The 15,513-nt window shown below is 54.0% G+C and carries 14 protein-coding genes; 6 read left to right on the top strand and 8 right to left on the bottom strand.

The features are described 5' to 3' along the window. Nucleotides 1-89 precede the first annotated feature (89 nt). Nucleotides 90-617 (top strand): DUF2501 domain-containing protein, encoded by a 528-nt coding sequence (locus tag CSR02_RS00700; RefSeq protein ID WP_099540107.1) that lies wholly within the window; start codon nt 90-92, stop codon nt 615-617. 52 nt (nt 618-669) lie between these two features. Here the strand turns inward: CSR02_RS00700 and mazG are convergent, their stop codons facing one another. After that, a complete protein-coding gene (gene mazG / locus CSR02_RS00695) occupies nt 670-1,653 on the bottom strand; it encodes a nucleoside triphosphate pyrophosphohydrolase (protein ID WP_099540105.1) in 984 nt (327 codons plus the stop codon). Nucleotides 1,654-1,725: 72 nt separating this feature from the next. On the opposite strand from mazG, the gene argC reads away from it, so the two are divergent. After that, nucleotides 1,726-2,646, top strand: a complete 921-nt coding sequence (gene argC / locus CSR02_RS00690) for an N-acetyl-gamma-glutamyl-phosphate reductase (protein WP_099540182.1) — start codon at nt 1,726-1,728, stop codon at nt 2,644-2,646. Nucleotides 2,647-2,688: 42 nt separating this feature from the next. After that, entirely contained in the window at nt 2,689-3,420 is a 732-nt protein-coding gene (locus CSR02_RS00685; RefSeq protein ID WP_099540103.1) for an SDR family NAD(P)-dependent oxidoreductase, read from the top strand. Between the two features lie 79 nt (nt 3,421-3,499). On the opposite strand, the gene acuI is transcribed toward CSR02_RS00685, so the two are convergent. Beyond that, nucleotides 3,500-4,483 carry an acrylyl-CoA reductase (NADPH) gene (gene acuI, locus CSR02_RS00680; protein ID WP_099540101.1) on the bottom strand — a complete coding sequence of 328 codons (984 nt, stop codon included), beginning with the start codon at nt 4,481-4,483 and terminating at the stop codon, nt 3,500-3,502. Nucleotides 4,484-4,709: 226 nt separating this feature from the next. Between acuI and CSR02_RS00675 the strand changes: the two genes are divergently transcribed. Continuing rightward, nucleotides 4,710-6,032, top strand: coding sequence for a hemolysin family protein (locus CSR02_RS00675; protein WP_042787078.1), 1,323 nt, complete (start codon nt 4,710-4,712; stop codon nt 6,030-6,032). Continuing rightward, complete coding sequence (locus CSR02_RS00670; RefSeq protein WP_099540099.1) at nt 6,029-7,324, top strand: histidine-type phosphatase; 1,296 nt, start codon at nt 6,029-6,031, stop codon at nt 7,322-7,324. Before CSR02_RS00675 ends, CSR02_RS00670 begins: the two co-directional genes overlap by 4 nt. Nucleotides 7,325-7,373: 49 nt before the next feature. Here CSR02_RS00670 and CSR02_RS00665 read toward each other — a convergent pair whose 3' ends face one another. Further along, on the bottom strand, nt 7,374-8,225 hold the full coding sequence (locus CSR02_RS00665; RefSeq protein WP_099540097.1) for a glycosyl transferase: 852 nt from the start codon (nt 8,223-8,225) through the stop codon (nt 7,374-7,376). A 236-nt stretch (nt 8,226-8,461) separates the two neighbouring features. On the opposite strand from CSR02_RS00665, the gene CSR02_RS00660 reads away from it, so the two are divergent. Next, nucleotides 8,462-8,902, top strand: coding sequence for a hypothetical protein (locus tag CSR02_RS00660; protein WP_042787081.1), 441 nt, complete (start codon nt 8,462-8,464; stop codon nt 8,900-8,902). A gap of 77 nt (nt 8,903-8,979) precedes the next feature. Here the strand turns inward: CSR02_RS00660 and CSR02_RS00655 are convergent, their stop codons facing one another. From CSR02_RS00655 to CSR02_RS00635, 5 genes are all read right to left on the bottom strand, one after another. Next, nucleotides 8,980-10,647: an OprO/OprP family phosphate-selective porin gene (locus CSR02_RS00655; RefSeq protein ID WP_042787082.1), complete on the bottom strand. Its 1,668-nt coding sequence runs from the start codon at nt 10,645-10,647 to the stop codon at nt 8,980-8,982. A 164-nt stretch (nt 10,648-10,811) separates the two neighbouring features. After that, nucleotides 10,812-11,846: a phosphate ABC transporter substrate-binding protein PstS gene (pstS, locus tag CSR02_RS00650; RefSeq protein WP_099540095.1), complete on the bottom strand. Its 1,035-nt coding sequence runs from the start codon at nt 11,844-11,846 to the stop codon at nt 10,812-10,814. 74 nt (nt 11,847-11,920) lie between these two features. Then, nucleotides 11,921-13,228: a sensor histidine kinase gene (locus tag CSR02_RS00645; RefSeq protein WP_099540093.1), complete on the bottom strand. Its 1,308-nt coding sequence runs from the start codon at nt 13,226-13,228 to the stop codon at nt 11,921-11,923. A gap of 20 nt (nt 13,229-13,248) precedes the next feature. Next, on the bottom strand, nt 13,249-13,938 hold the full coding sequence (phoB, locus tag CSR02_RS00640; RefSeq protein ID WP_099540091.1) for a phosphate regulon transcriptional regulator PhoB: 690 nt from the start codon (nt 13,936-13,938) through the stop codon (nt 13,249-13,251). A 221-nt stretch (nt 13,939-14,159) separates the two neighbouring features. Then, a complete protein-coding gene (locus CSR02_RS00635) occupies nt 14,160-15,449 on the bottom strand; it encodes an adenylosuccinate synthase (RefSeq protein WP_042787086.1) in 1,290 nt (429 codons plus the stop codon). Between the last annotated feature and the right edge of the window lie 64 nt (nt 15,450-15,513).

The following is a 15,513-nucleotide window of genomic DNA, read 5'->3' as shown; positions in this document are numbered from 1 at the left end:
AGAGCCCGCTATTGAGCACTTATTACAAAAGATAGCGGTATTTTTTGAATAAAACCTGTTGCATGAAAAATTTTGAAAGGACGATCTGAATGTTCTTCACACAAAAAACAATCATGGCCGCAAGCTGTATTCTGGGCTTAAGCGCTGCAAGTATGGCACATGCGCAAAATATGCCCGTCCGTATTCCAACAGGCACAACTTTTCCGGCGGCACCTTCGGGCGCCCTTCCGGTTACAGATCCGGCACACCCAGCTTCTGCCCCCACTGAGGGCGCGCAGCTCGTGGGGAATGTTTCAGGCACATCCACAACCTCCACCCCCGGCGTTTTGGGAGAAGGTGGCCTGCCATCTATAGAGAACACAAGCACCGGCAATGTGGCGGGGCTGCTTTCCTATTGTGTACACAAAAATTATGCTTCTGGCACAACGCCACGCAGCGTAGCTCGCAACCTTTCCAAACGGCCAGATGTACGGAACGATCAGGGCTATTCTCTAGGCGGGCAAGGGTTGCTGCAAAACGGCACATCCAAGCCTTTTGACATTGCTACGCTTGATCTTTCCAAACGCGTAAAGCTGTGCAGCGATCTTACAAAAAAGGGACAAAGCCTGACAAACTAACCCTGAAGCACGTGGGGCAACCCATTGCCCCACCCTGTGCGCCATTTTCATGTTATTTTGTGTGGTTCTGTTCTGCCTTTTTGACATCTTTCCAGATATTATCCAGCGTTTCCACACTCTGGTCAGGCATGGAGAGCCCCTGTTCCGCCAGAACGGCTTCCACCCCTTCAAACCTGCGGGTGAACTTGTCACACGCCTGGCGCAAACATGCTTCTGGGTCTAACTTCAAACGCCGCGCCAGACTGGCAATTGAGAACAGCACATCACCCAGTTCATCCTGCATGCGTGCACGGTTCCCGGCTTCCAGCTCAACCGAAAACTCTTCAATTTCTTCATGCACCTTGGCGACCACGCCAGAAATATCCGGCCAGTCAAACCCCACGCGGGCCGCCCGCGCTGCCAGTTTAGAGGCCCGCAGTAACGCTGGCAATGCTGGCGGCACACCTGCCAAAGCACCGGGCATTGGCGTTGCTTTTCCCTTTTGCCCGGCAATGCGGCGGCGTTCCTGCTCCTTCAGCATTTCCCACTGGCCGGGAATATCCTGTTGCGGCTTTGGAGCTTCCGCAACTGCATGGTCTTCCAGCACATCGGCACCAAATACCACATGCGGGTGGCGGCGGATCATCTTTTCCGTAATCATGCGGGCAACGGTTGCAAAATCGAACCGCCCCTCTTCCTGCGCAAGCTGGGCCTGATAGACAACCGGCAACAGCAGGTCCCCCAATTCATCGGGAAAAGCGTTCCAGTCCTGTTTCTGGATGGCATCCAACACTTCATATGCTTCTTCAATGGCATAGGGTGCTATGGTTTCATGCGTTTGTTCCCTATCCCACGGGCAACCTTCTTTGGGGTCTCGCAAGCGGGCCATAAGGGCCAGCAGACGTTGCAGTTCGTATGCCGCCTGCTGGCTACCGCCCTGCTTTGCACTTTGGGTTGGTTGCCCGGATACGGGGGAAGTGGTCATGCCTGTTTCTGCCTCTGGTTTACACACATGCACCGCCACCCGGTGCAAAAGATAATAAAAGCATTTTGCCATAAACAGCCGTGCCGTCTATGCGGCAGCAACCAGAAAGCCTAATCTGCCGCCAGAACCAGAATGAGGGAAGGCATGACACACAAACCCGTAATCTTTATTGATGGTGAAGCTGGCACAACAGGGCTTGAAATACGCGAACGCCTTGCCCCCCTGCCCGTCACACTCCATTCCATAGATCACGCACACCGCAAGGATCTGGCTGCGCGCAAAGAGGCCATGCAGGCCGCAGATCTGGTTGTTTTGTGCCTGCCCGATGCCGCCTCCCGCGAGGCGGTTGAAATGGCCGCAAGTCTGGGTGATGCCGCCCCCCGTATTCTGGATGCCAGCACAGCTTTCCGCACAGCACCGGGCTGGGTTTACGGCTTTCCCGAACTGGCCGCCGGGCAGGCAGAAGCCATTGCCATTGCTCCGCGCGTTGCCAACCCCGGCTGTTACCCCACTGGGGCCATTGCCCTGCTGCGCCCATTGGTGGATGCCGGTGTGATGGATGCCCATTACCCGGTCTGCATCAATGCCATTAGCGGATATTCCGGCGGTGGCCGCAGCATGATTGAAGCGCATGAGCGCGATGGTGGCCCGGCGTTTGAACTATATGGCTTAAAGCTGGAACATAAACATGTACCCGAAATTCATCAGCATGCGGGGCTAAAACGCAGGCCGGTTTTTGTGCCTTCTGTTGGGCACTTTCCGCGTGGGATGATTGTCTCCATTCCGCTGCATCTGGATGATCTGAGCAACAATGTAAGCGGGGAAGACCTGCACAATATTCTGGAAAAACACTACGCAGGGCAGGACCATGTGCGTGTGTTGGCCGCAGAACCAAAACTTTCTGCCGAAGCCCTGGCAGGCAGCGACAGAATGGAGCTGCGCGTACACGCCAACACCCAGAACCGCCAGGCCCTTCTTACGGCCCGGCTGGATAATCTGGGTAAAGGGGCATCTGGTGCAGCCTTGCAGAATATCCGGCTCATGCTGGGGCTGAATGCAGCCTGACCTCCCCCCGCACGTAAGATAAGAAAGAAAGGTAAGACATTCATGAACAACCGTGTTGCCCTCGTAACCGGCGGAAGCCGCGGCATTGGTGCCGCTATTGTTGAGGCTCTGGCAAAAGATGGCTACGATATTGCCCTCTCTTACGCCAATAGCGCAGAGGCTGCTGAAAAGGTGGCCCACAAAGTGCGCGCATTAGGCCGCAAGGCAATCACCATCAAGGCCGACGGCGCCACGGTAGAGGGCAACAAGGCTGTTATTGCCAAAACCATTGCAGATTTTGGCCGTATTGATGCGCTGGTGTGTAATGCAGGCATGTTCCCCTACGGCCCGATTGATGAAAGCAGCGCCGAGGATATTGAAAAAGTCCTTAATCTAAATGTGCGTGCTGTGATGATTGAAACCGCAGAAGCCACACGGCATATGCAAAAAGGTGGCCGCCTTATTTTTATCGGGTCTGCCTTTGGGGCACGTGCGCCTTTTCCCGGCATTTCCCTGTATGCAGCTACAAAGGCGGCTTTACGTGGGTTTGCCAAAGGTGTGGCGCGTGATCTGGGGCCAAAAGGCATTACAGCCAACGTGATTGAACCCGGCCCGATTGATACGGACATGAACCCGGCCACTGGCGATGTTGCAAAACTGATCAGCAGCTTTGTGACCACTGGCGCTTATGGCAAGGTGAGTGATATTGCCGCTGCGGTTGCTTTTCTTGCCAGCCCACAGGCCGAATACATTACAGGTGCTGCTATTCCCGTAGATGGTGGGCTGGAAGCCTAAACACGGCACTTTTACAAAAATGCTTTGCAACCCTAACATCCTGCCTACAGGTGTTAGGGTTTTTTCTGCCTGAAAGCGTTTAGGGAATACGCACAACCAGACGCCCACGCACATGGCCAGCCAAAAGCATTTCTGCAGCCTGTGGCGCTTCCGCCAGATCAATTTCATGCACCATGTCATCAAGCTGTCTGGGGTTGATCAGTTCAGCCAGACGCGCCCATGCCGCCACACGCTCTGCGCGGGGGCATTGCACGCTATCAATGCCAACCAGCGTAACACCACGCAGAATAAAAGGTGCCACCGTTGCGGGAAAATCCATCCCTCCGGCCAATCCACACGCCGTGACCACACCCTGAGGCCGCATGCCCGCACATACAGAGGCCAGAACCTGCCCGCCCACAACATCAACGGCTCCGGCCCAACGGGCTTTTTCCAGCGGGCGAGATGGTGCGGCAAAATGGGCACGCGGCAACACCTCCGCAGCACCCAGACTATGCAGATAGGGTTGTTCCTCCAGCCGCCCGGTAACGGCCACAACCTGATACCCCAAACGCGAAAGCAGCATAATAGCCACGCTGCCAACACCACCACTGGCACCGGTTACCAGCACCGGCCCGCTGGAAGGTTCCACCCCTTCACGCTGGAGTGCCTGCACACACAGCATGGCCGTAAACCCTGCCGTGCCCAGCGCCATGGCCTGCCGTCCATCCAGCTCCGAAGGTTGCGCAACAACCCATAGGCCTGGCACCCGCGCCAGTTGGGCAAAACCACCCCAGCGGGTTTCCCCCATACCGTGGCCCGTAACAAGCACATCCTGCCCCACAGAAACGGCAGGATGAGTGGAAGCTTCTACCCGGCCTGCCAAATCTATGCCCGGCACCATGGGCCAGTTACGTATGATCGGGCCTTTGCCTGTAAGTGCCAGCGCATCCTTGTAATTCAGGGAGGACCATTGCACCCGAATTGTGACATCCCCTTCCGGCAGGTCTGTTTCTGCCAGATCACGCAGCGTAACAACCTGCTGGCCGCTTTCTGTTTTTTCTACATACAGGGCTTTGAACATGCTTTTTTCACCGCTGGTTAGCTTTTGGCACCCACAAACCGGCCAGAATGTGCGGCACGGTACGCAGGACATCAACGCCTGAAAAGCCCATCTGTACCTGCATGACAGTATTTTGAAGTTTGTCTATCAGTCCGGTCAGGAACAAAAATTAAACTAGGTATCTGTCTGGCCTGCGGGTATAGATAAAGCCACCATTACAGGTTTCACTTTAATTTCGGACGTTCTCTTGTTCCTGTTTATTATGGGTCTGCTGACCCTTGTGCTGCTGATTGCTGTCAGCATTCTGATTTCACTTTCCGAGATCTCCTTTGCCGCGGCGCGGGAGGTCCGGCTTCGCAGTCGCGCAGAAGCAGGAGACAAACGCGCCCAGGACTTTCTGGCCCTGCGCCGTAACAGCGGGCAGGTGATGACGGCCATCCAGATCTGCCTGAACGGTGTGGGTATTCTGGGCGGTATTGCCAGTTCCGAAATGTTTACCCCACCTGTTACCGCGTTTTTAAGCAGCTGGGGTATGTCAGACTGGTGGGCGCAAAACCTGGCCTCTACCTTCAGCTTTATTTTTGTAACCGGCGCTTTTGTTTTGTTTGCGGACCTGCTGCCCAAGCGCGTGGCCATGAACAACCCGGACAAAGTGGCTATGGCGGTGGGTTGGTTCCCCCGCGTGGCGCTGCGGGTGCTGTACCCGTTTGTGTGGATTTTCTCCAAAATTTCCGATGCCATTCTGCGTGCGCTCAAAATTCCAGCGGCTTCTGCGGTAGAACCCATTACGCCAGAAGACCTGCACGCCATTCTGGCCGCTGGCACGGCATCTGGCGTTCTGCTGCAACAGGAACACCAGATGATTGAGAATGTGCTGGCCCTACAGGCACGCTCCGTCACCTCCGCCATGACCCCACGTGATGAAATTATCTTTCTGGATATTCAGGACACGCCCGAACATAACCACGAGAAGGTACGCACCAACCCATATTCCCGTTACCCGCTGTGTAATGGTGGGCTGGACAAGGTTATCGGCTCCATCCGTGCGGAAGACGTGCTGGCCTCTGTCGTGGATCCTTCCATTGCGCCTTCTGGCCGCCCCCACAGCAACCCCATTGCCCGGATGCGGCGTGAGGTGCTCTCTGTTCCCGAAACACTGAACCTTTGGGATACACTGGCCCAGTTTGATACACACGGCACCGGCTTTGCCCTGATTGTTAATGAATACGGGCTGGTTGTGGGGCTGATTACCTTTAAGGACATTATGGGTGTGCTGATGGATGGGTTGGCCAGCCCGTTTGAAGAACAGGCCATTGTAAAGCGTGATGAAAACTCGTGGCTGGTGGATGGCGCGGCCCCCATTGGAGACGTTATTCGCGAACTGCATGTGGTGGATTTGCCAGACAGTGAGCAGTTTGACACAATTGGCGGCTTTATTATGCACCGTCTGCGCCGTATGGCCCGCAAGGCAGACCGGGTAGATGCTGCGGGTTTCCGTTTTGAGGTGGTGGATGTGGAAGGCTTCCGTATCAACCAGCTTCTTGTAACGCGTATGACAGAGACTTCATGACTTTTTCGTTTTCCCGTTCCGCCTTTTTTCTTTCTGCCAGTTTGTTAAGTGCCTCCCTCACACTGTCTGCACCGGTTTGGGCTGCCACATCAGCGCCAGCCGTGCAGCCAGAAACATCTGATGCTGTGCTGGAACGGGTTGTGCTGGTTTCCCGCCACGGAATCCGCAGCCCGACCAAGCCGTTGGACAAGCTGGAAAAAAAGACCCGCCATACATGGACACCCTGGCCCGTTCCCCCCGGTGAAATGACAGCACATGGCCAGTTTGATCTGGGGTTAATGGGGCAGTTTTTAAAAAGCTATTATCACGTTGCCAGCCGGGATACCGCAGCCCGCTGCCTGCCTGAACAGCCTGCCTTTATCTGGGCAGATTCCGCCAGCAGCCGCACCCAGCACAGTGGCGATATTCTGGCCGCCGCATTAAGCGATGGCTGCCAGACACAGGCGCGCTCTATGCCCGCCAAAACGCATGATCCGCTGTTTAACGCTCTGGCTGCAAAAAAAACGACACTGGATGCCGATAGCGTAGAAAAAGAGCTGGATCCTGCGCCAATGCCGGATACGGACTTGCCCCCGCCTGTGCAATCCGGCGTTCAGACCTTGCAGGCCCTGTTTGCCCCCAATGCCTGCACAACTGGCGCCACGCCGTGTTTTTTCAAACATGCGCCCCTAGCATGGAAAAAAGGCACATCCCATGCAGAAAACGGGCTGGCCTTAGGGTCCACTGTTTCAGAAGCCTTATTGCTGGAATATGTGCAGGGGCTGCCATCCTCCATCACCGTAGCCAATACGGATAGTGTGCATACGCTCAATAGTGTTCTGCCTGTGCATAATTATCAAAGTGCACGTATGCGCCGCACCCCAGCCATTGCCATCCCGCGTGGTGGAAAGCTGGCGCAAGCTATTCTGGCACTGTTGAATGAACAGCCCCTGTCCTTACCGGATGGCAGCGTGCTGCCTGCGCAGGCCCGTGTGGTGATGTTTGCCGGGCATGATACCACGCTGGATATGCTGACAACGCTGTTCGGGCTGGACTGGAGCTTTACAGACCAGCCAGACCCCACAGCGCCCGATACCACGCTGGCTTTTGAAACATGGAAACACCCTAACGGCCGCAAGGAAATCCGCTTTGCAGTTTTCCATCAATCTCTCGCCCAGCTGAGGGACGGCCTGAAACTGGATAACATACCCGGGCAAGGTGCACCCATGCCGCTGACCAGCACACTTTGCACCCAACCGCAAAACACAGCCTGCTGGCTGGAAAATTTAAGTAAAAACGTTCCGCAACATTAACGCGCAACATGCCTGCGCACAGCAACACGCCTGTGCAGGCAAAGGCATTTTACCGGAATGGTTTAAGCAGCCGGAACGCCGAGCGTGTAATTTTGTTTCCTTTATAACGAACCTGCGTTTTTTTGGGTAAAACGCCAAAGTGTTCCTTTACCCGGTAGGTATCTACGCTAAACCCTGCATCCTGTGCTTCCTTGTAAAGCGCATCAAACTGCTGTTGCAGGTCCGGGCGTGGGTGATTGTAAATTGTGCCATCAAACCAGTGCTGGCGTTGCTCGGCTTTAAGGCGCTGCAAGGCATATTTGTGCGAAAACTGCGTGCCCATATCCGAATAATGTAAAAACTTCAGTGCTTCCAGCGGCATACCGTCACCATCCAGATTACTGAAGGCCGGGTCCAGCGGGGCAATATATTCAGGATGTTTTTCAAAAAACGTCTTCAGCTTTTTATGGGCTGATGCCTCTTTTTTAATATCCGCCAACGATGGCAGAATCTTCATGGCGGCTTCACAATCCCACATCAGGGTGCCTAGCCGCAAATCACGCCCCTGCCCCGCTGCCAGCATCACCTTGCCTTGCCCAATAGGCTGGTTCCAAAGCTCTGCTATATCTGAAAGGGCAAAAATATCGGCATCCATATACAACGCGCGGCCCTTGCCACCACAATAGGCCGGAATACCCCACCGAAAGCCAGAAAACGGCGTGGGCCATTCAGTCGTGTTCCATCCATCTTCCGGGCTGAGGCCAGAATACCAGAAACTGGAAGGATCTCGCGTAAGCTGCATAAAAGTAATATCAACGGGTAAGCTACTATACTTGGAAATACTATAATGTAACACCATCAACTGCTCTAAGTCACAATCATTCGGATCACATCCAACAAACAGTCTGACTGTGGTACTCATTATATCAAGTCTTTCATCTGCACTTTATGTTACTGCAGTATACATTTTGCATAACAGAAAGAAGGTAAGCTTCAAACAAAACTTATTCTAGTTTATTTTTTAATTACTGCCTGGCAGTTGATCTTGTAAAAGAGTCTTCTCGATCATATTTTTATTCTTTCTTTTCCTTAAAAATGGCATGATCGCGCATTATCTATTCGCCTCTATCATGGCTTATATGTAAAGGACAAATATATATGAAACTTCATAAAGTGGCGCTTGCTTTCCTGCCAGCTCTTTTGCTTGCAGCCTGCGCCGAAACACCTATGGGGCCAACCGCACAGGTTCTGCCCGGCCCCGGCAAAGATTACGGCACCTTTCTGCAGGAGCAGAATTTCTGCCGTTCCCAGGCGGCGGCTGCCGTGCATGGACAGGCAGGAAGCCAAAACCGTAAGGCGCTTTATGGTGGCTTGGCAACCACGGCATTGGGTGCCGGGTTGGGGGCTGCTGTTGGTGGCGGCACCGGGGCTGGTATTGGTGCAGCAGCCGGTGCTCTGGGCGGTGGCATTGGTGGCAGTGCTTATTCTCACAGCCAGCAGGGTGGTATCCAGACCCAGTATAACAATGCATATGTTGCGTGCATGGTGGCTTACAAAAACGTACTGCCCGCACCAAACGCAGGGTATGCGCCCCAATAATGGCGTAAGTGCATAACAACAAAAAAGGGGATGTTCCTTTTTGGAGCATCCCCTTTTTAAATCCGGAAGTGTCGGGTTTAGAATGCAGCCTGCACACGGGCTGCCACAGAATTTCCGTCCCGCCCAAGAACATTATAGGCTTGGCTGTTACGTGTTACGATAAAGTGGTTGAAGTCCAGCATCACACGGAAGTGGCGGTTAGGATACCAGTTTACACCACCAGACCAGACTGTCTGCCGACCACCGCGCACACTGTTTGCCGTATCATCAAAATCAGCCACACTGTAACGGCCAGAAAGTTCCAGCGCACCCCAGTAACCATGTGCGGGGTCAAACTCGTGCTCCACACCTGGAGCAGAGAAAGCACCCTCTTTTTCATTATACATACGGGGCTTGCCAAACAGCGTATAGTTGGCCGCACCATAATACCCCTCAAACGACAGAGACGGCAGAGACTGCCCACCCTGCTGCTGGTTACGGGTTACGCCAATGTGGTAATATTCACCCTTCAGCACCAGCTTTTTCCAACGGAAGCCCAGTTCCGGGCCAGCAGACCATACGGACCCAATGTTGCGCAGGGCCCCCGTGTTCAACAGCGCAGTGGTTGTCAGGTTAACTTCCGGTGCTTCCTTAAAGGTATAGGTGCGGCCATTGGTGCCATCATTCACCTTGAAGGCGCTAATGGCAGAAAGGCCCAGATGCACGTCTATGTCTTTAGAAACATAGGGGCGCCCGGCAACACGGAAGGTACCCCCTGTCTGGCTATCCCCGATATTGGCATCCTTGGCGCGGTTGCCAAATGTCTGACCGGTGAAATACCCTGCAATCCACCAACGTTTTTCATAATGCAGGCCACCAACGCTAAAGCGGGCATCGCCCGCGGCAATGTTACGCACAATATCCGTAATGGCCGGGCGTTCCATCATTTCAAAGTCGTTGGAGCTTTCAGAATCTTCTTCCGTCACACGCGGCTGAAAGTAACCCACTGTCAGAATGGTGTTGTGCAGGCCGGTGTAGTTCAGGTTCGCTTCGTACAGGCCGTCAGATCCATCCGCGCTGCCAGAGCCGAAATCAGGCGTAACGTTTGCGACCCAGTCCTTGTACCGGAAGGTGAATGGAATACGCAAACGGCGTGCATTTTCTGTAAAGCTTGAGAAATCACCCTTGGTTTCACCCCCGCGAGGAGACATGCCCATAAAGCCACCAAAGTCTTCATGGAAAGCCAGACCAATGGACAGGCCATAGGCACCATCTTCAGATGCAACCGTAAAGCGCCCTTTGGGGAAGCCAATAATCATGCCCCCAACGTGCACATTTTCATCCTGCTGCGTTGCTGCCTTGAAATCCTTCCACGATGTGGTCATGCCGCGGTCAGATGGGGGCGTGCCCACACCATTGTTGAGCAGAATGTTTTTGTGTGGAACTTGTTCACCAAACTTTACGTTAGGATCTACATCGTTATCCGCATATTTTTCCGGAAACTTGTAGCCGCTCTGCGGCGTTGCACGTGCGGTACGACGTGACACAGGGCCTTTCTGCCGTGCTTCGTTTTGCGCAATCTGAGATTTAAGATGTGTAATCTGCCCCATCATCTCGCGGCGCATTTCAGCCATTTCGGCTTTCAATGCCCGGATTTGCGCATCGTCTGAGCTGGCAGCCTCGGCCACTGGGGCGATGCCAGACATCAGAACAGAAGCAAACGCAAAAGATGGAAGAAGCGGTGAACAACGACGCATCATGGCCATTCCAAAAGAGAAGAGGAGCGATGCGTGGTGAATAACTTTATTTCACCTTTCTGTGCGTGACGCTTAGATGATGGTTTCATGACAGTTTCATGAAAAAAGCGGCCCACAAAGGAGCCGCTTTCCACAGTAAAGTATTCTTCTTGAACAAGCTTGTTAAAAACAGATTATTTCCCAGTTTGCCATGCAGCCTGAATGCTGTCTTTAACCGCCTTGGGCAGCGGCACGTAATCAAGCTTTGCAGCAATGGAATCACCCTTGGCAAAATCCCAGATAAAGAAGCGCTTTACAGCTTCATCCCGCGCAGGGTTACGCGCTGGCAAGGGCACCAGAACATAGGTGGCAGAAACAATTGGCCATGCCTGCGCGCCAGACGTGTTCAGCAAATTGACTGAGAAATGCGAGGCATTTTTCCAATCTGCAGCTTCTGCAGCCTGGGAGAAACTGGCCTGAGAGGCCACAACAGCCTGACCAGCACTGTTTTTAAGGCGGATGGTGGTCAAATGGTTACGGCTAGCATAGGCGTATTCTACATATCCTACGCCACCTTCCGTATTCTGCACGGTGGCAGATACGCCATCATTCCCACGTGCGCCCAAGCCACCCGGCCAGCTGATGGAAGTGCCTGCACCGTACTGATCATGCCAATTTTTGGAAGACTGATCGAGATAAGATGTAAATACAAATGTGGTGCCAGATCCATCTGCGCGATGGATAGGGGCCACGGCTGTATCAGGCAGGGAAACACCGGGGTTAAGGGCGGCAATTTTCGGGTCATTCCAGCTCGTAATATCGCCAGAATAAATGGAAGCCAGAACATCGCCACTCAGCACCAGCGTATCGGCTTTAATACCGGGAATATTCACAACTGGCACAATTCCGCCCATAACGGTGGGGAACTGAAAAATATGGGCACTTTCTAGCTTTTTGGCATCCATAGGGGCATCAGATGCTCCAAAATCCACCGTACCTGCCAAAATCTGGTTTTGCCCGGCGCTGGACCCTACGGTCTGATAATTGACGTTCACACCTGTATCTGCCTTGGCAGCAGAGGCCCAAGCCTCGTAAATGGGCGCAGCAAAACTGGAACCCGCCCCAGTAACACTTTGCGCGTGAGAGAAAGAAGGCACGGCTGCCAGCAAGCAGGCAATCGCGGCAGCGCAGGTTTCAGACCGAAGAGAAAAACGCATTTTGGGGAGCATCCCTAAGCATCAACACAGATACGGCAACAGTACATGCCGCTCCTGCTTCGTAAGCGAGTGGATGCAAAAATGGGTTACGACTGCAAGACAGTTTGGTGACAGTTTGATGAAAGATTGGCCACCACAGGCAAAAGCGGCAGCCAGATATGGCACGATGTCCCCTGCCCTACCGCACTATCCACCACAAACCGGCCACCATGCCGCGTAACAATATGCTGCACAATAGCAAGCCCCAGCCCACTGCCCTGCACGGCCGCCGCCGTTTTGGCCACACGATAAAAACGCTCTGTCAAACGGGCCAGATGGCGGGCAGGAATACCGGGCCCGTTATCCGTTACACTCAACACAATACCCGGCGTACTTGGCCAACGCTCATCTGGCTCTGCCTGCTGGCAGGTTATGGTAATGAAAACAGGCTTACCGGCCTTTGTTTTATCTGAAACAAGGCTATATTTTATGGCGTTTTCTACAAGATTAACCACAACTTGCAAAAGCTGCGTTTCATCTCCCGCAACTTGCCAGTTCTTATCCTGCACGGGCGGCACATCAACTGTAACGGGTAACCCTGCTGCCAGAAGGTCTGCCTCTGTCTGGCATTGCTCCAACAGATCAGCCAGACGCACCACTTCACGCGGTTTTTGGTGTTCCTGCATTTGCACGCGGGAAAGATAAAGCAGGCTGTTTAGCAGATTTTGCATCCGCTTGGCCTGTTGGGCCATAATTTCCAAAAACTCTTTTTGTGCTAACGGGTCATCCGCTGCTGGGCCTTGCAGGGTTTCTATAAAACCTAGCAAGGCAGCCAAGGGGGTACGCAGTTCATGGCTGGCAAATGCTACAAAATCCGTATGCTGACGTTCTGCAACAACGGCATCTGTTTCATCATACAGCGCAACAAACACCTGGGTTGTCATGGCATTTGGGGCTGTGTTTTCCCGGCGCATGCTTATTGGCAACAATGCTGCCGGCAGGCTTTGTTTTTGCAAAACAGCCTGCACCACCCGCAAACGTGGAATATCCAGAATAACACGTACACGGTCTGGCTGTGTGTTCTCTGCCTTTTGTGCCAGCACCACATCCAACTTAGCCTGAAATGCCGGATGGCGGACAATACTGCCCAAGTCTCCATCAAACTGCTGTTCGGCCATTTTGGACACCACGCACAACCCGCGTGATTCGTTTATCACCAGCATGGCAACAGGCAGGCAGGCCATAACCTGCTCCAGACAAGGTTGAGAAACCTCCTTACTGGGGCTGCGGCGGGCCAGAACAGAAACATGGCTTGCAGCGGCACGCATGCGCCCAAGCACCATGCCCCCCAAAGTTGCCATGGCTGCGCCAGCCACGGCCCCTTCCCCCATTATCAGCCACGCCTGTACAACCATGCCTAAAATTTAACCCTGTTCTAGCCTTGCGGCAGATCCAGCGCGTAACCTCTGGCACGCACTGTGCGGATAAGATCCTGCTCATCCCCTTCATTCAGGGTTTGCCGCAAGCGGCGAATATGCACATCCACGGTGCGCAGCTCTACAAAGGAGCTACGTTCCCATGCATGTTTCAGAAGTTCCTCGCGCGAGAAAACTTTACCCGGATTGAGCATAAAGAATTCAAGCAGCCGATATTCTGTTGGGCCCAGCGTCAGCAAACGCCCACTGCGTTCCACCTTGTGGCTTACGCGGTCCATCACCAGTGTATCAAAACGCAATGTTTTATCTGCTGGCGGCAAGCGGCGCAGCATGGCTTTTACACGCGCAAACAGGGCATCCATGCTGAAGGGTTTGACAAGATAATCATCCGCTCCGGTATCCAACCCACGAATGGTATCTGTTTCTTCCCCACGCGCACTTAACATCACTATGGGCAACGTTGCTGTTTTGGGTTGCCCTCGCAACTGGCGGCAAACCTCCAAGCCGGAAATACCCGGCAACATCCAGTCCAGCAGCAGCAGATCGGGGCGTTTTTGTCGCACTTCCTCAAGTGCGGCCTCGCCATCCCCTACAACCCGTACAGTATATCCCTGTTTTTCAAGATTGTAGCCGATAAGCCGGGAGAGTTCCGGGTCATCCTCAACCACCAGAAGATCTGCCTTGTTCATGCTTTCCCTGCTTTTTGTAACATGACTGAAAGATAGGGGTTTCCCACACCAAAAAACAACGTCCCATCACCTCGCAAGAAAGAGACCATGTGCGAAAACCGCTTATATATCGGGCAAAAAATGCCCGTGTGAAAGTTTTGTGAAACCCTCACAAACTTGCAACAAAAAAAGGCCTTCCCTTATGGAGAAGGCCTTTTGTATCACTGACTGCGCACAGCAGATCAGTCTTCAAACGGGTCACGCATCAGAATGGTATCATCCCGATCCGGGCTGGTGGAAAGCAGGGTAACGGGTGCGCCCACCAGTTCTTCAATCCGGCGTACGTATTTAATGGCCTGTGCTGGCAGGTCTGCCCAGCGGCGGGCACCGTGGGTGGTTTCCTTCCAGCCTTCCAGCGTTTCATAAACCGGGCGTACACGCTGCTGTGCTGCCGGAGCAGACGGGAAGCGATCAATCTTCTGCCCATCCAGTTCGTAGCCAACACAAACCCGGATTTCATCCAGACCGTCCAGCACGTCCAGCTTGGTCAGTGCCAGACCATTAATGCCACCAACGCGCACAGCATGGCGCACCAGCACGGAATCAAACCATCCACAACGGCGCGGGCGGCCTGTGTTGGTGCCAAATTCATGCCCACGTTCACCAAGGCGGCGGCCTGTTTCATCATGCAGTTCTGTGGGGAACGGGCCTTCACCCACACGGGTACAATACGCCTTGGCAATACCCAGCACAAAACCCGCTGCCGTGGGGCCCATGCCAGACCCCGTGCCCGCATTGGCGGCAACCGTGTTGGAGCTGGTCACAAACGGATAGGTGCCGTGGTCCACATCCAGCATAACGGCCTGTGCGCCTTCAAACAGAATGCGGCGGCCACCCCGGCGGGCATCATCCAGAATGTCCCATGTTGGGGCCATATAAGGCAGCACTTTAGGAGCAATATCAGTCAGGAACGCAAGAAGCTCTTCCTTGGTGAACACGGGTGCACCCAGCCCTGCCAGCAGGGTGTTGTGGTGCAGCAGCAGTTCATCCAGCTTCCAGTCCAGCGTTTCCGGCTCTGCCAGATCACACAGGCGGATGGCGCGACGGGCCACTTTATCTTCATACGCAGGGCCAATACCGCGTCCAGTGGTGCCGATTTTACGGTCCCCTCGTGCAGCCTCACGCGCACGATCCAGCGCACCGTGCACAGGCAGAATCAGAGGAGCGTTTTCTGCAATCTTGAGCGTATCGGGCGTTACTTTCAGCCCCTGTTCCTGAATACGGCCAATTTCTGCCAACAGTGCCTGCGGGTCCACCACCACACCATTGCCAATAACGCCCAGCTTGCCGTTCACCACGCCAGAAGGCAGCAGAGAAAGCTTGTAAACCTGATTGCCCACAACCAGCGTATGCCCGGCATTGTGCCCACCCTGAAAGCGCACAACAATATCGGCCCGGCTGGCAAGCCAGTCTACAATTTTGCCTTTGCCTTCATCACCCCACTGGGCGCCAATCACGGTTACGTTGGACATGGATGGTGTGCTCCTGAAAGAATCTTGCCGCTAACTGAAAGAGAAAAGCCCCGATTGGGGAAAA

The organism is Acetobacter pomorum (genome assembly GCF_002738225.1).
Classification (GTDB): Bacteria; Pseudomonadota; Alphaproteobacteria; order Acetobacterales; family Acetobacteraceae; genus Acetobacter; species Acetobacter pomorum.
Note: the sequence above shows the minus strand (reverse complement) of the source record. Positions and strands in the feature narration are given on the sequence as shown.